The sequence below is a fragment of the Caballeronia glathei genome (assembly GCF_000698595.1).
GTDB lineage: Bacteria > Pseudomonadota > Gammaproteobacteria > Burkholderiales > Burkholderiaceae > Caballeronia > Caballeronia glathei.
The window spans coordinates 64,410-81,981 of the sequence record NZ_JFHC01000037.1 but is presented as its reverse complement, the minus strand read 5'-3'; the positions used below and the strand labels follow the sequence as shown (position 1 = coordinate 81,981).

18 protein-coding genes are annotated in these 17,572 nt (G+C 65.9%); 4 read left to right on the top strand and 14 right to left on the bottom strand.

Features of this window, described 5'->3' with window-relative positions:
* Together BG61_RS22360 and BG61_RS22355 are read left to right on the top strand one after the other, a co-directional pair.
* Window positions 1-643: AAA-type ATPase lid domain-containing protein (locus BG61_RS22360; RefSeq protein ID WP_035941956.1), on the top strand; the 643-nt coding region annotated here is incomplete at its 5' end.
* A gap of 144 nt (window positions 644-787) precedes the next feature.
* The gene (locus tag BG61_RS22355) at window positions 788-1,702 is read left to right on the top strand and encodes a LysR family transcriptional regulator (protein WP_035928676.1); all 915 of its coding nucleotides are present in this window, start codon (window positions 788-790) and stop codon (window positions 1,700-1,702) included.
* 6 nt (window positions 1,703-1,708) lie between these two features.
* On the opposite strand, the gene mdcH is transcribed toward BG61_RS22355, so the two are convergent.
* The 12 genes from mdcH to BG61_RS22300 form a co-directional block, all read right to left on the bottom strand.
* Window positions 1,709-2,641, bottom strand: coding sequence for a malonate decarboxylase subunit epsilon (gene mdcH, locus BG61_RS22350; protein WP_035928673.1), 933 nt, complete (start codon window positions 2,639-2,641; stop codon window positions 1,709-1,711).
* Between the two features lie 70 nt (window positions 2,642-2,711).
* Complete coding sequence (gene madM, locus BG61_RS22345) at window positions 2,712-3,479, bottom strand: malonate transporter subunit MadM (RefSeq protein WP_035928670.1); 768 nt, start codon at window positions 3,477-3,479, stop codon at window positions 2,712-2,714.
* Window positions 3,480-3,493: 14 nt separating this feature from the next.
* A complete protein-coding gene (gene madL, locus BG61_RS22340) occupies window positions 3,494-3,889 on the bottom strand; it encodes a malonate transporter subunit MadL (protein WP_035928668.1) in 396 nt (131 codons plus the stop codon).
* A 92-nt stretch (window positions 3,890-3,981) separates the two neighbouring features.
* Window positions 3,982-4,797 (bottom strand): biotin-independent malonate decarboxylase subunit gamma, encoded by an 816-nt coding sequence (gene mdcE / locus BG61_RS22335; RefSeq protein WP_035928664.1) that lies wholly within the window; start codon window positions 4,795-4,797, stop codon window positions 3,982-3,984.
* Window positions 4,794-5,645: a biotin-independent malonate decarboxylase subunit beta gene (locus tag BG61_RS22330; RefSeq protein WP_035928662.1), complete on the bottom strand. Its 852-nt coding sequence runs from the start codon at window positions 5,643-5,645 to the stop codon at window positions 4,794-4,796. The genes mdcE and BG61_RS22330 overlap by 4 nt, the downstream gene beginning before the upstream one ends.
* A 5-nt stretch (window positions 5,646-5,650) precedes the next feature.
* Window positions 5,651-5,959, bottom strand: coding sequence for a malonate decarboxylase subunit delta (locus BG61_RS22325; protein ID WP_035928659.1), 309 nt, complete (start codon window positions 5,957-5,959; stop codon window positions 5,651-5,653).
* An 8-nt stretch (window positions 5,960-5,967) separates the two neighbouring features.
* Window positions 5,968-6,858, bottom strand: coding sequence for a triphosphoribosyl-dephospho-CoA synthase (locus BG61_RS22320; RefSeq protein ID WP_035928656.1), 891 nt, complete (start codon window positions 6,856-6,858; stop codon window positions 5,968-5,970).
* The gene (gene mdcA / locus BG61_RS22315; protein WP_035928653.1) at window positions 6,858-8,519 is read right to left on the bottom strand and encodes a malonate decarboxylase subunit alpha; all 1,662 of its coding nucleotides are present in this window, start codon (window positions 8,517-8,519) and stop codon (window positions 6,858-6,860) included. Before mdcA ends, BG61_RS22320 begins: the two co-directional genes overlap by 1 nt.
* Window positions 8,520-8,704: 185 nt before the next feature.
* Window positions 8,705-9,568 (bottom strand): class I SAM-dependent methyltransferase, encoded by an 864-nt coding sequence (locus BG61_RS22310; protein ID WP_035928651.1) that lies wholly within the window; start codon window positions 9,566-9,568, stop codon window positions 8,705-8,707.
* Window positions 9,569-9,757: 189 nt separating this feature from the next.
* Window positions 9,758-10,144, bottom strand: coding sequence for a hypothetical protein (locus tag BG61_RS22305; protein ID WP_035928910.1), 387 nt, complete (start codon window positions 10,142-10,144; stop codon window positions 9,758-9,760).
* Between the two features lie 168 nt (window positions 10,145-10,312).
* Complete coding sequence (locus BG61_RS42900; protein ID WP_158447240.1) at window positions 10,313-10,459, bottom strand: hypothetical protein; 147 nt, start codon at window positions 10,457-10,459, stop codon at window positions 10,313-10,315.
* Between the two features lie 183 nt (window positions 10,460-10,642).
* On the bottom strand, window positions 10,643-11,530 hold the full coding sequence (locus tag BG61_RS22300) for a LysR family transcriptional regulator (protein ID WP_035928648.1): 888 nt from the start codon (window positions 11,528-11,530) through the stop codon (window positions 10,643-10,645).
* A 94-nt stretch (window positions 11,531-11,624) separates the two neighbouring features.
* Between BG61_RS22300 and BG61_RS22295 the strand changes: the two genes are divergently transcribed.
* Window positions 11,625-12,602: an NAD(P)H-binding protein gene (locus tag BG61_RS22295; RefSeq protein ID WP_035928646.1), complete on the top strand. Its 978-nt coding sequence runs from the start codon at window positions 11,625-11,627 to the stop codon at window positions 12,600-12,602.
* 105 nt (window positions 12,603-12,707) lie between these two features.
* Here the strand turns inward: BG61_RS22295 and BG61_RS22290 are convergent, their stop codons facing one another.
* Window positions 12,708-13,016, bottom strand: a complete 309-nt coding sequence (locus BG61_RS22290) for a cytochrome c (RefSeq protein WP_232256053.1) — start codon at window positions 13,014-13,016, stop codon at window positions 12,708-12,710.
* Entirely contained in the window at window positions 13,013-14,266 is a 1,254-nt protein-coding gene (locus tag BG61_RS22285) for a molybdopterin-dependent oxidoreductase (RefSeq protein ID WP_035928643.1), read from the bottom strand. Before BG61_RS22285 ends, BG61_RS22290 begins: the two co-directional genes overlap by 4 nt.
* Before the next feature lie 607 nt (window positions 14,267-14,873).
* Here BG61_RS22285 and BG61_RS22280 point away from each other — a divergent pair.
* Entirely contained in the window at window positions 14,874-17,570 is a 2,697-nt protein-coding gene (locus BG61_RS22280) for a DUF2345 domain-containing protein (protein ID WP_232256050.1), read from the top strand.
* Window positions 17,571-17,572: the final 2 nt, after the last annotated feature.

Below are 17,572 nucleotides of genomic sequence, written 5' to 3'. Positions count from 1 at the left end.
GGCGAGCCTGCTGCGCTTCCTGCAGGAACGCAAGATCGAGCGGCTGGGCGGCCACGGCTCGACGCCGGTCGACGTGCGGATCATCTCCGCAACCCACGTCGACATGCAGACCGCGATGATCGAAGGGCGGTTTCGCGCGGACCTGTATCACCGCCTGTGCGTGCTGCAGATCGACGAGCCGCCGCTCAGGGCGCGCGGCAAGGACATCGAACTGCTCGCGAAGCACATGCTCGACCGCTTCAAGATGGATGCGAGCCGGCGGCTGCGCGGCTTTTCGTCGTGCGCGATCGCGGCGATCCACAACTACGGCTGGCCGGGGAACGTGCGCGAGCTGATCAACCGGGTGCGGCGGGCGATCGTGATGTCGGAAGGCCGGCAGATCACCGCACGCGATCTGGAACTGGGCGAATACGTGGAAGTGGCGGCGATCTCGCTCGCGCAGGCGCGCGAGGCGGCGGAGCGGCAGGCGATCGAACTGGCGCTGTTGCGCCATCGCGGGCGCCTGGGCGACGCGGCCCACGAACTCGGCATCTCGCGCGTGACGCTGTACCGGCTGCTCGGCTCGCACGGGCTGCGCGAGGCGACGATCGATTCCGACGAACCGGCTGCTGCCCCGACCCGCTGCTCCCGTCCGGCGGCCTGAGCCGGGAGGCCCGGGCGCTCGCGATTCGCAGGGCAGGTCCGCCCGGCGCCAACCTCCCGTGAGAAAGGCGCACAGGGAATAAAGCTAGGTCATCCGGTCGCCGCGAGTGGATAATTGCGGATCGATTTCCATGACACAGCCCACATGCGCGACCGAATCGACGACGAAATCACGTTCCGCAAGCTCGAAGTCCTGCTCGCCTTCATGGAGACCGGCAATCTGTCGAAAGCGGCGGAAGCGCTCGACGTGAGCTCGGTCAGCGTGCATCGTGCGCTGCACTCGCTCGAGAAAGGCGTGCGATGCTCGCTTTTCAGGCTCGAGGGCCGCAACCTGAAATCGACCGACGCCGCGCAGACGCTTGCCGAGGTCGCGAACGAGGTGCTCACGCTGATGTCCGACGGCATTCGCGCGACGCGCGAGGCGGCGGGCTATTCGTCCGACCGGCTCAGGATCGGCTCGCTCTATTCGCTCACGATCAGGACGGTGCCGGGCATCGTCGTCGACATCAAGGTGCGGCGCCCGACGCTTCAGGTCGAGCTCGTGCTCGGGTCGAATGCGGAACTGCTCGACAAGCTCAAGCAGGGCGCCATCGACGCAGCCCTGATGGCGCTGCCCGAAGCGGAGCCCGAGATCGAATCGATTCCGCTCTTCGAGGACGACATCTTTTTCGCAGCCCCTGCCGGCTCGCCCTACGCGAAGCAGGAAGCGATCGACCTGAAGGACTGCCGCGACGAGACGTTCGTGTCGCTCGGCGATGGCTTCGTGACGTATCGCGGCTTTCTGGAAGCGTTTCGCGTCGCGGACTTCACGCCCCATGTGACGATGCGGGTCGGCGACATCTTTTCGCTGATGAACCTCGTGAGCGGCGGCGTCGGCTACACGCTGCTGCCGGGGCGCGTGCGCGGCGTGTTCGGCGACAAGGTGCAGTTCGTCCCGCTCAAGCCGCAATACCTGATGCGCCAGACGATCGGCGTCAGCTTCCTGCGTGCGCGCGAACGCGACCCGAATCTGCTCGCGCTGATGGCCGTGTGCCGGCTGCGCACCCGCAGCGGCGATTGAGCGCGCTCACTGCGCTGCGCGCTCGCGCTCGGCAAGCGCGCAAAGGTCCGGCAACGCGGTGCCGTTGCAACTCACCGCGATGCCTTCGCTGAAGATCGCGCTCGTGAGCCCGGTGAGCACGGCGGCGGGCGGCATCTCGATCGCGAGCCGCGCGCCCCGTTCCCATGCGAGCCGCACGGTGTCATGCCAGCGGACCTGCTGCGCCATGTTGCCCGCGAGGTCGGCTGCGATGCCCGCGCCGTCGAAGAGCGGGCGCGCGCTGCTGCTGCTCAGGTACGCGATGCGCGGCGCGCGCACGGCGATGCGCGAGAACGCATCGCGCAGCTCGGCCGCGGGCGCATCGAGCAAGGCGCAGTGCGAAGGCACGGCTACGTCGAGCCGCTCGCAGCGCTGCGCGCCGTGTTCGAGCGCAAGCGCAGACACCTGCTGCATGGCCGCCTCGCTGCCCGCGATCACCATTTGCGTCGGCGCATTCAGGTTCGCCAGAAAGACGGGCGTGGCGGCGCTGTTCACCGTGCTCATCAACCGTTCGAGCGCACGCTGCGTCAGTCCGACGATCGCCGTCATGCCATAGCCGCGCGGGTAGGCGCGTTCCATCAGCCGGCCGCGCAATTCGACGAGCTTCACGGCATCGGCGTAGGCGAGCGCGCCCGCCGTCACCGCAGCCGGGTACGCGCCGATCGACAGTCCCGTGACGAGGTCCGGCTCGCAGCCGTGCGCACGCAGCACCCGGGCCTGCGCGACGCCCGCGATCAGGAGACAGAGCTGCACCGCGACGGTGGAGCGCAGGGACTGCGCGTCGTCGAGCGTCAGCACATCGCGGCCGAGGGCGTCGCTCGCCTCTTCCAGCGCGCGGGCGGCCTCGGCATGATCGGGCAGCCCGTGCAGCATCCCCTTGCGCTGCGCGCCCTGGCCGGGGAAGGTGAAGAGCACGCTCATGATGCGCGGGCGGCCTGCGTGCCGCGCTGCAAGTCGGGGAAGGGTTGCATGCGGGCCTTCATCGTCAGGCTCATGCGTTCACCAGCGCCCGGGTCGCGAAGAACAGCAGCGACGGTCCGAGCAGGCAGCCGACGCCCGTATGGAACGTCGCGATCAGTGCGCCGTAGGGCACGAGGCGCCGGTCAGTGGCGGCGAGTCCCGCGCTCACGCCGCTCACGGTGCCCGCCAGGCCGCCGAAGATCATCGCGGAGCGGGGCGTCTTCAGGCCCATGAAGCCCGCGGCGAGCGGCGTGCCGATCATCACGATGATCGCCTTGATGAGCCCCGTCGCGATGCTGAGCGCGATCACGTCCGAGCTCGCCCCGATCGCCGCACCCGTGACCGGCCCGACGATATACGTGACGGCGCCCGCGCCGATCGTCGTCATGCTGACCGCGTCGGTGTAGCCGAACGCATGCGCGATGCTCGCGCCGACGACGAACGGCAGCACCGTACCGAGCAGCAGCGACACCACGCCGATCAGCCCGGCCTTGCGCGCCTCGGTGGCCTGCACTTCGAACGCCGTCGCGACGATGGCGAAGTCGCGCAGCATCGCCCCGCCCATCAGGCCGATGCCGGTGAAGAGCGGCAGGTCGGCGACACCCTTTTGCCCGCCGGTGAACGCCCCGCCGAAGTACGCCAGCACGAGGCCGATCACGATGGCGATCGCCGAGCCGTGCACGCGGCCGAGCGTGAGCTTGCGCGAGATCACCGAGGACACCCACATGATGAGGCCGACGAGCGCGAACGCCGTCACGAGGCCGTTATGGACCAGCACTTTATCGAGCATTTGCAACATGACCGTCTCCTGGTTCAGATCTCTTCGAGGTGCGGGGCGCCTGCGAGCGACGTGCTGTCGCGGCCGGTGCGGGAAAGCACGGCGATGCAGCCGGCGCACGCCACGGCGGCGCCGGCGGCGGACAGGAGCGCGACCGGGCCGCCCTTGAGTGCCGCGACGACGTTCTGGTTGGCGGCCATCGCCACCACGACGGGGATGTACATCGCGCCCCAGAAGCCCACACCCGCTTCGGTTTCTTGCGGCAGCAGGCCCTTCTTGTGCAGATAGAGCCGCAGGAATATCAGCAGCAGCATGGCGATGCCCACCCCGCCGACATTCGTCTTCACGCCGATTGCGACCCCGAGCAGGTCGCCGAGAAAGAGTCCCGCCAGATGGCAGAACGCGAGCAGCGCAGTTCCGTAGATGATCATGTCTTGTCTCCTGTACAGCTTGACTGGCTTCTGGTGAGCCGGGTTGTTCACGCCGCTCGCGGCGGCGCGTCAGGGCGTGTCGTGATGTGTCTTCACCTCCATTCTTCGCGCAGCTTGCTGCGCACCTTGACGGAGGCCGCGCGGTGCGGACTGCCCAGGCGGCTCGCGAGCCCGCGTGACGGATCGGCGAGGATGTCGTCGAGCGCGGCTTGCAGCGTGCGCTCGACCGTGGACTGATCGGCGCCTGTTGGCGCGTCGGCGTTGCTCACGTGCAGGAGCTTCCACAGCAGCCCGAGCGACGCATAGTTGTCGATGTCGTAGGCCATCGGCGGCACGCGGGCCGTGAAGGCTTCGAGATCGGCCACGGTGCGCAGCGTCACGCGCGCGGCCGATTCCTTGCCCATCGCGTGGATCATGACCTGCGGGTCCGCCAGCGCGATCAGGCGATTGGCCTGGTAGCCGTGCGCGAGGAACGCACCCGACATCGCGCGCCCGACGATCAGCGCGATCACCGGATGGCCCGCGAGGCGCGCGCTCGCATAGGCATCGGCTGCGCCCGCGAGCGCCTGATGAATGCCGTACGCTTCCTCGCGCCGTCCATAAGCCTGGCTCGCGACATCGACGATCGCGACGATCGGGCGCTTCACGGCGCGGTCTTCATCGGCGTCGATGACCATGCGCACCGCCCGCGCGATCTCCCATCCCTCGATCAGCCCGACCTCGCCGCTGCGCGCGCGGACAAAGGGGTTGTCCGGGTCCGGCACCACGGCGATGAAGCGCGCGTCGTGCTCGCCGAGCCGCGCATCGACGACCCGCACCGAAGGCGGGAAGCCCGGCTGCAGCGGCGCGCTGCTGGTGAGCGCATCCAGCCACACGGCGCCGCGCTTCGAAAGCTCTTTTGTGCTCATGACAGAAACTCCTTTGCGTAGATGGCGGCGACCTGCTGGGGCGTCGGCTGTGCGTGCGCATCGACTTCCGAGAGGCGCTGCAGGAATTCCTCGACGCGTTCGCTGCGGCACGCATCGGGACGCCCCGCGCGAAACCGCTCGATCATGGCGGCGCGGATCGCACCGGTGTCGTCGCCGGCATACGCGTCGACCAGCCCGGTGCGGTAGCGCTGCTCACCGCCCGTGAAGCTCCAGATCATCGGGCGGTCGCGTGAATCGAACTCCGCGATGCCCGCTTCCTGTTCGATGACGGCCGGGCCATTCAGGCCGAGGCGCGCTTCGCGGGTCGCGATCAGGTAGGTGCACAGCGCGGCCGCGATCGACATGCCGCCGTAGCAGCCGATCGGCCCCGCCGTGATGCCGATCACCGGCTGGTAGCGCCGCAGATCGACGATGGCCGCGTGAATCTCCGCGATCGCCGCGAGCCCGAGGTTCGCTTCCTGCAATCGCACGCCGCCCGTCTCGAAGAGAATCACGGCGCGCGTCGGGATGCCGTTGCGGTTGTCTTCGGCGGCGAGTTCGAGGCTGCCCGCGATCTTCGCCGCGGATACCTCGCCCATGCTGCCGCCCTGAAAGCCGCCGTCGATGCCGAGCACGACGGCGGGCTGCCCGTCGATCTCGCCCTTCGCGACCACGGTGCCGTCGTCGGCCTGCGTCACGATGCCCTGGCGTGCGAGCCACGGTGAACTCACGCGCTCGAACGGATCGAGCAGTTCGCGGAACGTGCCTGCGTCGAGCAGTTTTTTCGCGCGGCTGCGCGCATCGAGCTCGATGAAGCTTTCGCGTTCGAGCAACTCCTGTGTATCCATGGTCTTCACGCTCCGCCGGTTTGAGTCAGTTGTTCGAACACCTGCCCGACGCGCATGCGCACGACGCCCGGTGTCGCTCCCGAATCGTTGATTTCGAGCTTCGCCGCGGGCAGCGCGCCGTCGCTGAAGATGCGCGCGAGCACGGCTTCCCAGACGCGGCCCATGCCATGCACCGAAGTGGTGATGTTCACGACCGTGCGGTGCGCCGTATTCGATTCGAGCAGCACTTCGAGGTCTCCCGAGGCGACCACGCCTGCAATCGCGCGGCCGCTCGCGGGCTCGCCCGCCGGGAATTCAAGGACGATGTTTTCCATGTGCGTTCCTATGCCTGCGTCAGGTGACGGGCTTCGTCGCGAAGCCTGTCGAGAAAGAGGGCGGCGGCGAGCAGGTCCGCTGCGCCGCCGGGTGACACGTGCAGCTCGACAAGCCGCCTGTCGAGCGCCTTCAGGTGGCGGCGGCCCGCGAGCGATGCCGCGCCGCCTTGTTCCAGCACCCGTTCTGCCGCGCGTTGCGTCTCGTCGAGCGCGCTTCGGCCGCCGCGCGCGAGCACGCAGGTGTCGTCGAGGCGCGCGACGATCGCAAGCAGCGCGTTGAGGCGCGCGGCGGTCTCGCTGTCGCCGCGCTCGCGTGAGCGCGAGAGTTCCGGCAAGGCCACCCCGACCACATGCGGAAAACCCGCCTGCGCCTCGCCTCGCGCGCCGCTCACGCCGTAGCTCAGGCACGCCTGCTCGCCCTTGTGCCCGGTGTTCACGGGCGCGTGGCGATCGGGCAGCTGCGCGATCGATCCGGCGCGCGATGCGACGCCATGCGGCGTCAGGTCCGACGGATCGCGCGCGGCCGCCGTCACGAGCAGGCCGAGCGCCCAGATCGCGCCGCGATGTGTGTTCACGCCACCCGTCGCGCGCAGCATGCGGGCTTCGCCATCCCGCCCGATCGCGCCGATGCGTTCGCGAAGCGCGAGCATCGGCCGCGTTTCGATGCCTGCGCGCGCGAGTTCCGAGAAGGTCGGCTGCAGCGCGAGCGCCGAGGTGCACATCAGGGCCCAGTCGAGGTCGTCGTGCGCGCCGCGGCTGCGGATATCGACGAGCCCGGGCTTCGGCGCGAGCGTGACTTCGTCGATGAGCGACGCCACCACATGCCCGGCGAGACGCTCTGCGAGGTCCGGCTCGGCATGCGGCGCCGGCCGCAGCACGGTTGCGAAATCGGTGCGCATTACCAGCTCCTGAAGCGGGCGGGCGGCTCGTACAGGCCGTCCGACCAGTCGACGAGATCCGCCATGCTCTTTGCCGCGAGAAGCGAGCGTGTGGCTTCGCTGCGATGGATGCCGAGGTCTTCGGGCAGCGCGACGAAGCCGTCGCGGCGCAGTGCCGCGAGCTTGTCCGCGCTGCTCGTGAGGCCGACCGGCGTCACGCCCGCGACGGCTGCGATCATTTCCTTGCGGTGTTCGAGCGAACGCGCCTTGTACAGATACGCGATGCCTTCCTCGGTCAGCACGTGCGTGACGTCGTCGCCGTAGATCATTACCGGCGCGAGCGGCATGCCCGATTCGCGGCCCACGTCCACCGCATCGAGCGATTCGACGATGGTCGGCTGCGCGCCCGCCTGGAACGTCTCGACCATCTGCACGACGAGCTTGCGCCCGCGCTCGAGCGGACTGTCGGTTTGCAGCAGATCGAGCCATGCAGGCGTCGCGTGACGGCGGCCATGCGGGTCGTGCCCCATGTTCGGCGCGCCGCCGAAGCCGGTCAGGCGGCCGTGCGTCACCGTCGACGAATTGCCTTCACCGTCCATCTGCAGCGTCGAGCCGATGAACATGTCGACCGCGTACTGGCCCGCGAGCTGGCACAGCGCGCGGTTCGAGCGCATCGAGCCGTCGCGGCCCGTGAAGAAGATGTCGGGCCGTTGCGCGACATACGCTTCCATGCCCAGCTCGCCGCCGAAGCAGTGCACGCTCTCGACCCAGCCGGTTTCGATGGCGGGGATGAGCGTCGGGTGCGGGTTGAGCGTCCAGTGCCGGCAGATCTTGCCCTTCAGTCCGAGCTTCTCGCCGTAGGTCGGCAGGATGAGTTCGATCGCCGCCGTGTTGAAGCCGATGCCGTGATTGAGCGACTGCACCTGATGCCGCTCGTAGATGCCGCGAATCGCCATCATCGCCATCAGCACGTGGATCGGCTTGATGAGGCGCGGGTCGCGCGTGAAGAGCGGCTCGATGAAGAACGGCTTGTCCGCCTGCACCACGAAATCGATCCACGAACCGGGGATATCGACGCGCGGCAGGTCCTTCGGATCGTCGACGATCTCGTTGACCTGCGCGATCACGATGCCGTCGCGAAACGCCGCGGCTTCGACGAGCGAGGGCGTGTCCTCCGTGCTGGGGCCGGTGTACAGGTTGCCTTGCCGATCGGCCGTGTAGCCGGCGACGAGCACGACATTGGGCGTCAGATCGACGTAGAGGCGTGCATACAGTTCGATGTAGGTGTGGATCGCACCGATTTCGAGGATGCCGTCCTGCAAGAACTGCGAGATGCGCAGGCTTTGCGCGCCGGCGAAGGCGAAGTCGAGCTTCTTCGCGATGCCGCGTTCGAACAGATCCAGATGTTCGGCGCGGCTCACGCTCGGGATGATCAGATGCAGGTTGTTGACGACGGCCGGATCGACCTTCGCGAGCGAGCGCGACAGGAAGTCGGCCTGCTTCTGGTTGTTCCCTTCGACGACCACGCGATCGCCCGGCGCGATGAGGCTTTGCAGGACATCGACGATGCGCTCCTGCGGCAGCACCGGGCCATCGGCGATCGATGCGACGCGTGCGAGCCGGCGATGCTTTTCCGCGCGGCGCGTGGCCCAGCGGGTTTGGGACGGACTTTGAGTGGACATGTGTGCTCTCGCTCTGGACATGAGGCAAGTCTAGGGAGCGAGGAACAGCGATTCAATGACACTCGGTAAGCGTTCGTTATCCGGAGGTTAATGATCGTTTCGGGCCGGGGCCTTCCGAAGCGGTGGCACCCGTGCCCGTGCCGTGCGGGTTTACCCCGTGGCGGATGCGCCCGGCCGGGTTTCCATCAGCGCTTAACGAACTTGAGCGTCATGCGGTCCGACTCGCCGATCGCCGCATAACGCGCGCGCCCGGCATCGCCGCCCTTGTAAGTGGGCGGCAGCGACCATACGCCGTTGGGGTAGTCCTTGGTGTCGAGCGGATTCGCGTTGATCTCGCTGCGTCCCGCAAGCACGAAGCCGGCTGCCTGCGCATGCTCGATCACGAAGGCTTCGGTCATGTAGCCGGTGTCCATCATCTGCTGGACCGACGTGCCCGGTTTCGCGCGATGCTCCTCCACGCCGAGCTCGCCGCCCGGCTTCAGCGCGGCGTAGAAGGCGCGCAGGTTCGCGTCGAGCTGGCCGTCCTTGACCCAGTTGTGAATGTTGCGGAACGTCAGCACGCGATCGAAACGCCCGTTCGCGTCGAAGCCTTCGAAGTGCCCCGCGCGCAATGTGCCGACGACCACGGTGCCGTACAGCGCCGGGGCCTGAGCGAGCTTGCGTTGAAAGGCGGCATCCATGAGTTTCGTTTCCGCGCTGAACTCCGGCAGCGGACTCGCGTATTGCGCTTCGTAGAGATGGCCGTGCGCGTGCAGGTAGGGCGCGAGGATATCGGTGTACCAGCCGCCGCCCGGTGCGATTTCGAGCACGGTCTGGGTGGCGTCGATGTCGAAGAATTGCAGCGTCCCTTCGGGATGCCGGTACACGTCCCGCGCACGGGCCTTGTCGCCTCGCTGCGGGCCGGCGATCGCGGCGTCGAGCGATGCGGTATCGGAAGCGGAGGGCGAGGCGGGTTGCAACGGCGCGGTGCAGCCCGCGAGCGCGGCGGCGAAGAGAAGGGAGGCGAGGGGATGACGCAGAGATGCGGCAAAGCGAAAGCTGACGTTCATGAAGGGTCGGGGCCTGTCGGCGGCTGTGGAGTCACGCGTCACCATACGCGTTTGCGCCGTGGCTCGCTCAGACCGCGCACGAAGGCCGCGAACGCCTGCTGCGGCGTGTGCGGCGAGGCGAAGGATTGAAAGCCAGCGGCAACGTCGCCATTGCCTTACAGATTGGCTGCGGCGAACCGGAACGAACGCTCAGAGCGCGACGTCGCCCAGCTGGACCATGAGCACTTCGCTCTTCGCCTGCGACCGGGTTGGCAGGTCGATTCCGGCCTGCCCCATCACCTTCCTGATCTCCCCGGCGATGAGCTCGCTCGCGCGCTCGACGGCGATCGGCCGGTCGACATGGCCGAGGAACTGGCGGATCCCGGGCGGGGGCAGGAACACGAACACGTTCAGCGGATAGGCGAGGCTCGCGTCCGCGCGACGGTCGCCCGTAATGTGCAGCCCGGGAGAAGGGGAGACGCTCATCAGACGCGGATGAACGCGAAACTCGAACCCGAAACTGGTTGCAACGGTCCTGAGAAGAACCGGCAGGCATTTTTCCCCGAATACTCTGCTTTCGGACTTGCTGAGCGGCATGGTGGTCTCCGGCTGCTTTGCGCAGCACTCCCGCACAAGCTTAGAACCGCGGCCGTGTCCGTTCTGTGCCGCGGGCCACACCGAAACGAAACACGCGAATACGCGCGGGAGGGTGCGTCGAGTGACGGTGCTGGAAAAACCGCTGATGGTGACCCGCGAGTGCACCGCTCACGGTGCGAACCAGCCCAGGCTGACGACGATTCGCCATAACACCGCGATCACGACCACGGCGGCGACGGTGGCAAGGGCGATCTGTCGCTTGCAGCGCGTGGTCTGCTCCGGGTTCAGCTCGTGCACATCGCTCGATTTGGCCATTTTCGGCTCCCTGCACTTTCCTCTGGAGATATTCCAGTATGAACCGGATTTTCCACCTTTGCGTGACCCTGACTATGTGCTGACGCGCAAACGAGACGTTGCGCGCGCGAAACGCGGGCGGGTAGCGCTGCATCCGGAGCAACAATGATGTCGGCTGCTGCGATGCGGCATGGCATCTCCGCCTCAGGCCGCATAGCCTTCGAGGCCCTCGACGAGCGCGTCGAAGGTTGCGCGGCAGCGCGGGCTGTGGCGCAGGTCTTCATGCATCGTAACCCATGTTTCGAGCTGAAACGAGAACGCCCTCGGCAGCACGCGCGTGAGCGCGGCATCGCGTCGTGCCAGCGCGATCTGGCACACACCGATGCCCGCGCCGCAGCGGATCAGCGCAAGTTGCGCGAGGTCGCTGTCGGCGCGAAGCGAGAAGGTGTCGCGCGTGACGCCCTGAAACGATTTGCTCGCGCTGCGAAGAAAGGGCGTCGGCCGGTCGTAGCCGATGATCGAGTGGCGCGCAAGCTCGCCGGCATTGCGCGGCGTGCCGTGGCGCGCGAGATAGTCGTTGTGCGCATGCAATCCGAGCGTGATCTGCCCGACGCGCCGCGCGACGAGCTGTTCCTGCCGCGGGCGCATCATGCGCACGGCGATATCGGCTTCGCGCCGCAACAGGTCCTGCACCTGATTGGTCACGACGAGTTCGACCTTCAGTTCCGGATTGCGCTCGCGCAGCCGCGCGAGGATGGGAGGCAGCACCTCGACGCCGATCACCTCGCTTGCCGAGATGCGCACCACGCCGCGCACGTCTTCGCCGTGGCCGGTGGCCGCGCGCTCGAGCGCCGCCGCCGTGCTTTCCATCGCTTCGGCGTAGGCTCGCAGGCCGGCGGCCACCTCGGTCGGCATCAGCCCCGCCTGCGAGCGCGTGAAGAGCGCGGTGCCCAGCACCTCTTCGAGCGCGGCGATATGGCGCCCGGCCGTCGGCTGCGTGATGCCGAGCGCCCGCGCCGCACCTGAGAGCGACCCTTCCCGCAGCACGCCGAGGAAGGAACGGTAGAGATCCCAGCTTATGTCCGATGCCATACAAAAATGTATATCCGGTAGACGGTTCCCGGCAATTTTAACCGAGGCCGGAAAGGCCCAGAATCGAGCCATCGACAACGAATGGGAGGCAGGCATGGCGAATCGCGACACGGCTCTGGTGCTCGGCGCGAACGGGGGGATCGGCGGCGAGGCGGCGCGTCAGTTGCGCGACGCGGGCTGGCACGTCCGGGCGCTTGCACGGGGTGCGGGGCAGGCCGTCGAACACAAGGACGGGATGACCTGGCTGCGCGGGGATGCGATGCATCGGCATGATGTCGCCGCTGCCGCGAAGGGATGCGCCGTGATCGTCCACGCGGTGAATCCGCCCGGCTATCGCCGCTGGCCGGAACTGGTGCTGCCGATGCTCGCCAACACCATCGCCGCGGCCACTGCCGAGGCGGCGACCATCGTGTTGCCCGGAACGCTCTATAACTACGGGCCGGATGCGTTCCCCGTGCTGAACGAGGATTCCCCGCAGCATCCGGCCACGCGCAAGGGTGCGATCCGGGTCGAGATGGAAGCGCGCCTCGCGAACGCGAGCCGCGAGGGAGCGCGCGTGCTGATCGTTCGCGCCGGCGATTTCTTCGGCCCGAGTGCCCGTAACAACTGGTTCTCGCAGGGATTGGTGACGCCCGGCGAGCGTGTCAGGACGGTGCGCTATCCGGGGAGGAAGGGCGTCGGCCATCAGTGGGCGTATCTGCCCGATGTCGCGCGCACGATGGTCGAACTGCTGGCGCGCCGCGATACGCTCGCGCCCTTCGCCACTTTCCACATGGCGGGCCAATGGGACCCGGACGGCACGCGCATGAGCGATGCGATACGGCGCGTCATGGAGCGGCACACGGGCAGCACGCCGCGCGTGTCGGCGTTCCCGTGGTGGATGCTCATGCTTGCTTCGCCGTTCGTCCAGACGGTGCGCGAGATCCGCGAGATGCGTTACCTGTGGCGCACGCCGGTGCGCATGGACAACACGCGGCTGACCGCGCTGCTGGGACATGAACCGCATACGCCACTCGACGATGCGGTGGCGGCCACCCTGAAGGGGCTGGGCTGCATCGGCGGGGCGGAATAGCGGATGCCGTGCGCGCCTCGTCGGGGATAGGGCAGCCAACGAAGCTCAATGCTTTTCCTCGCCGTCCTGCCGGCGTTCGTGTCGAATTGACGCCCGCAAATGCAGCTATTTGACGCTGGGCCTGCCGTAGTTCTGAACGAGGTAGTTCACGATAATCTCGACATCCTCTTTTGGAATTGGCGCACCAAATGTGTTGATCATTTTGGCCACCGACGCGTTCCAGCCCGCCCTGTCCAGAAAGGGCGAGTTCATCTGGATGTAGTCAAGGCTGTGGCAGGTAACACACTGCATCGCCTTGTCCTTGCCGGCTCCTTCTTTCAGCGCGATGTCTGATTCCTGCGCCGCTGCGGCACCGATGAAAGCGAACACAAGGGACAATGCGGCGGCCACCGCCGCTTGTGTAAGCGTGCTCATACTACCTCCACGTACAGGCGCTGGATCGCATTGTGGTGATAACCCGCGGGATTGTGAATGAGCCGATCGACCTGCGTTTCCCCCGAGTGGCTGGTGGCGCGCGCCATCACCACGATCGAACCGCGCTCCCTCGCCGGAACAGCGAGCGTAAATTCGCGGAACGAGAAACGGCCAAGATCGCGGCCGAGTTTTGCCCTCCGCCAACTGGCGCCCGAGTCGATCGACACCTCGACACGGTCGATGCCTGCGCCGCCATCCCAGGCAATGCCTTTCAGATCGATCGACCTGCCGCGCGGAATCTGCTGCCCGTTCTTTAACGAAGTGATCAGCGAGTTCACTACCATGGTGGTGATCGGCTCATTCGCATTCGCCACCTGCGATTCGAAACTCGGTGTTTTGAACTTGCCGCGTGGCAGTCGGTACGCGGTGCTCATCCAGAAGCCAGCCTCCGGCTTCGACACCGCCTTCACGCTGGTCAAGTGCTTGACCCAGTAAGTAGCGGTCCAGCCGGGGACGACGATGCGTGCGGGAAACCCGTTCCAGCGCGGCAGCGGATTGCCGTTCATCTCGAACGCGACGAGGGTATTCTCGTCCAGCGCAACCTCTATCGGCAGTGATTTGATGAAGGCAGGCGTCTTCTCGATCACGGCTTGATCCGCATCGCCGAAAACAACTTCGAGGGCGTCGCGCTTCACGCCTGCCCTGGCGAGAATGTCCTTCAGCCGCACACCGCGCCAGAGCGCATTACCCATTGCGCCAACGCCCCACTGAACACCGGCGACATGCGGCTCGAACAGGCCGCGGCGGTTGCCCGCGCATTGGCATACCGCCGTGATCTCCGCCGGCTCGAAATCATTCTTCAACTGCTTCAGCGTGAATTCCAGTTCACGTTCGACACTGTCTCCGCCGACCTTCAGCGTCCAGTCGGAGGCTTTGATCTCTGAGATACCGGCCAGGTGATAGCGCACGAAGAACGCGTCGTTCGGCGTGATCGCGCTCCGGAAGTACTCAAGGGGCGTCTCGAAGTTCGGGGGGCGACTGGTCTTCCTGATTAGCGGAACCTTGCCCGGCAGAGCGTACAGATGCTGTTCGACAAGCGCACCCTCTGGAATCCTGGCGAAACCCAGTGCAGCGGAGTTGCCATCTTCGACGGCCAGAACCCGCAGTGGTTTCGACATCGCAAGGATGCCCGCCCCGGCGGCGCCAGCGAAAAGCTTGCGGCGCAACCCACTGCTGACTGATTTTTTCATAAGGTATCCTCCGCAGAATAGTAGCTTCAGATTACACCACGCATCTCTGTCTAGCCGGTACCGGACGGGCCATATCAATGTAACATTCGATCATCTGGCGCCCGGGCGTTCCGATGGGCGCTTCCTTCAAGGCAGTGCTCGACGCATACGACCAGTGCCGGACATGCCCGGGCGGCTACGCCAGCATCCGGACAATGTGCACGCCGCCAAGGGGTGCGGCGATGCCCATTGCCGGCATCGTAGAAGCGACGCGGCATCACAGCACATATCACGCGTCGTGATATCGAGAGCGGTGAAAGGCCTGGTCATCACCGTTGAACTGTTGGACTGTTGGACTCACTCATGCCTGGATTGCTTGCATCGGAAAACTGCGCATCCGTTACGGATTGAGTGTCGATACGCATGTTGCGTGGCTCGCACTGGCGCGCGCTGTTATCTGCTCGCGTTTCGTTGGACCGTCTTGTTCGCGACTCTACAGATGCATGTGATCCCGCTCGATGCCTGTCGGCGCATCGAACACCAGCAGGACATAGCGGGAAGCGAGCGGACATCTGAACGTTCAGCGCTACGCGCGGACAGGACCTTCGCCTGGCCACGGCGCCCGTAGATGAAGAAAGGCCCGGGGCATATCGCCTTTGGGGTCCGCTCTCCAAACATTGCGAACAATTGTCAAATCAGACGTGGTTCGATGGACATGTGCGGGCTTCGCGAGCTAGCCTCGCGAAGCCGGATGACACGGGCCTGCCTATCCTTGCGCCGTGCCAACAACAAGAAAACGAATGTCACCGCCGCCATGAAAACCATCCATGATGTTCTGCAGCATCCGAGTGCCAGGCTGACCCAGCACCTCGGCCTCTCGATCGCAACGCTCGCCTCGCCGCTCGATGTTCTGGAATTCCGTCTCGAGGAAGGTTTTAACGAAACCTATGTGGCCGACATCACAGTCACCTCGATCGACAAGGCCATCGACGGTGCGGTCTGCGTGGGGCGTCCATCGATCCTCACGATCGACGAGCGCGCCTCGATACCCTCGTTGCCGGGTCTGGCCGAGCCGGTGGTCAATCCTGCACGCACCGTCAATGGCGTGGTGACGCAATGGGATCGCGTCGGCACGTGCCGCGATGAAGCGACCTACAAAGTGCGCATCGAGCCACGCGTTGCGCTGTTCGGGTATGTCTACGATTCGGGTATCTTCCTCGACAAGACGCTGAAGGAACTGATCACGGCATCGATCGTCGACCGCCAGTTCATTGACTCATTCGACGTCGAGTTCAGGCTCGAAGGTGCCGAAGAGCACTTCGAGCAGGCGGTCATGTACGAGGAGTCGGTCTGGAATTTTGTTGAGCGTCACTGCCGCCGCGCGGGCATCTTCTGGTACTTCAGGCAGGGTCGGAAGGCCGATGGGCCGCAGCGTGACACGATCGTGTTCGGCAATTCGGCTCGCGGCTATGTCCGCGGGCTCGAGGTGCCGCTGCAGCCGGACTCGGGCCTCTCGGGCAATTGGCACGAAGCCGTGTTGTCGATCAGCCCGGTGCGCAAGCTGGTGCCGGGCGTGATCGAACTGCGGGAGCGCAATCACCGTACGCCGGCCGATCCGCTCAAGGCCGAAGCGGTCGTCGCGCGCGACGACCGCTCCGTCTACGGCAGCGTGAGCCGCAGCACCGAGCACCACCACACGAAGGATATTGCGCAACTGCTGGCCGACGCGCGCCGCGACGAACTGATCGCACGGCAGACCACGTTCAGGGGCACGAGCAACGTGATCGGCATGATGCCCGGCATCGTCGTGCGCCTGACCAACCACACGATGCCCGGGGCCGAACATGGCTTCGTGATCACAAAACTCGTGACGACGGGCAGCCGCAACCAGCCGGTCATCAACACGTTCGAAGCGACGCCTTCGCACCTGACGTATCGCCCCGAGTACATCCCCGAAAAGCACTGGCGCTGGATCAGCGGCACACTGATCGCCACCGTCGAATCAGGCAATGACGAGCCCTACGCGTGGCTCGACGAGTACGGCCGCTACCGGGTGCTCCCGCATTTCCAGCGATGCACCGGCAAGCGCGGCCTGAACACCATGGCGCTGCGGCTCATGCGCCCGAGTGCGTCATATCAGGGTGGTTTCCACTCGCCGCTGCTGCCGGGTACCGAGGTCCGGCTCCAGAGCACCAACGGGGACGTGGATCGCCTTTATATCGGCGGTGCGCTTCATGACTTTGCTCATCCGGACATCGTGCATGGCAAGGCGGGCTGGTACAGCCGCGCAGTATGGCGCTCGCCGCTCAGTGGCGCGAAGATCCGCTTCGAGGATCTGAAGGGGCACGAAGGCGTCAAGGTCGCCACGGTCCACATGAAGTCGTCGGTCAGTCTCGGATATCTGGTGGACAGCCGGAAACAGAAGCGCGGCGAGGGATTCGAGATCAGCACGCAGGGCTGGGGTACGATGCGCGCGCCCAAAGGGCTGTTTCTCTCAGCCGATGCGCTTTCCAGCCCCAATGCGCCGCATCTGGAAATGCAGGCCGCGCTTGCGCAGCTCCAGGCAGCACTGGCCGAAGCCGCGTCTTTAAGGGATGCCGCGCAGCGAGCGACGGCCGAGCTTGCCGAGGTCAAGGCGCAGCAGACCCAGTTGGAGAGTGCGTTCAAGGATCTGCAAAAGGCCGTGCTGCTGCTCTCCGCACCCGAGGGGATTGCTGCGGTTACACCGAAAAGCATCCAGCTTTCTGGCGGTGAACACGTCGCGGTCACGGCCGGTGGCAGCGCGGATCTCGGCGTCGGCCACAACTTTACCGTCGCATCAGGCAACGCCGTATCGCTGCTCGCGCTGCGCAACGGCATAAAGGCGCTGGCCGCCAACGGAAAGGTCGACGTGCAGGCCCAGCATGGCGAGATGAGTCTCGTATCGCAGGACGCAATGAGTATCACGAGCGCGAATGGGCGCGTCGTCATTGCCGCCAAGGAGGAAATCCTGTTCGTGTGCGGAGGATCCTACATTCGCATTCGCGATGTCGGCATCGAGGACGGGACGCGCGGTGACCGGACCATTCATTCGGCCTCGTACCAGAATCTCGGTCCGCAAAGCCTGTCTGTTGCGATACCGCCAGTGCCTCAAACAGCGGGTGCCTATGATCAGGCATTCGTCGTCCACTGGGGCGATACCCGGATACCCGCGAGCAACGCGAAGTACCAGATGTTTTCCGAGGGAAAGCTGATAGCCGAAGGGGTGACTAACGAACAGGGCGAGACATCGCTTGTGCAGAGTCATGTGCCGCAGGACGCCGTCATCAAGCTTCTGGATCATTGAAT

Bases quoted from the DNA above. Each gene is read 5' to 3' on its own strand.
- BG61_RS22355 (WP_035928676.1), top strand. From the start codon at position 788: ATGCGCGACCGAATCGACGACGAAATCACGTTCCGCAAGCTCGAAGTC.
- mdcH (WP_035928673.1), bottom strand. From the start codon at position 2,641: ATGAGCGTGCTCTTCACCTTCCCCGGCCAGGGCGCGCAGCGCAAGGGG.
- madM (WP_035928670.1), bottom strand. From the start codon at position 3,479: ATGTTGCAAATGCTCGATAAAGTGCTGGTCCATAACGGCCTCGTGACG.
- madL (WP_035928668.1), bottom strand. From the start codon at position 3,889: ATGATCATCTACGGAACTGCGCTGCTCGCGTTCTGCCATCTGGCGGGA.
- mdcE (WP_035928664.1), bottom strand. From the start codon at position 4,797: ATGAGCACAAAAGAGCTTTCGAAGCGCGGCGCCGTGTGGCTGGATGCG.
- BG61_RS22330 (WP_035928662.1), bottom strand. From the start codon at position 5,645: ATGGATACACAGGAGTTGCTCGAACGCGAAAGCTTCATCGAGCTCGAT.
- BG61_RS22325 (WP_035928659.1), bottom strand. From the start codon at position 5,959: ATGGAAAACATCGTCCTTGAATTCCCGGCGGGCGAGCCCGCGAGCGGC.
- BG61_RS22320 (WP_035928656.1), bottom strand. From the start codon at position 6,858: ATGCGCACCGATTTCGCAACCGTGCTGCGGCCGGCGCCGCATGCCGAG.
- mdcA (WP_035928653.1), bottom strand. From the start codon at position 8,519: ATGTCCACTCAAAGTCCGTCCCAAACCCGCTGGGCCACGCGCCGCGCG.
- BG61_RS22310 (WP_035928651.1), bottom strand. From the start codon at position 9,568: ATGAACGTCAGCTTTCGCTTTGCCGCATCTCTGCGTCATCCCCTCGCC.
- BG61_RS22305 (WP_035928910.1), bottom strand. From the start codon at position 10,144: ATGCCGCTCAGCAAGTCCGAAAGCAGAGTATTCGGGGAAAAATGCCTG.
- BG61_RS42900 (WP_158447240.1), bottom strand. From the start codon at position 10,459: ATGGCCAAATCGAGCGATGTGCACGAGCTGAACCCGGAGCAGACCACG.
- BG61_RS22300 (WP_035928648.1), bottom strand. From the start codon at position 11,530: ATGGCATCGGACATAAGCTGGGATCTCTACCGTTCCTTCCTCGGCGTG.
- BG61_RS22295 (WP_035928646.1), top strand. From the start codon at position 11,625: ATGGCGAATCGCGACACGGCTCTGGTGCTCGGCGCGAACGGGGGGATC.
- BG61_RS22290 (WP_232256053.1), bottom strand. From the start codon at position 13,016: ATGAGCACGCTTACACAAGCGGCGGTGGCCGCCGCATTGTCCCTTGTG.
- BG61_RS22285 (WP_035928643.1), bottom strand. From the start codon at position 14,266: ATGAAAAAATCAGTCAGCAGTGGGTTGCGCCGCAAGCTTTTCGCTGGC.
- BG61_RS22280 (WP_232256050.1), top strand. From the start codon at position 14,874: ATGAAGAAAGGCCCGGGGCATATCGCCTTTGGGGTCCGCTCTCCAAAC.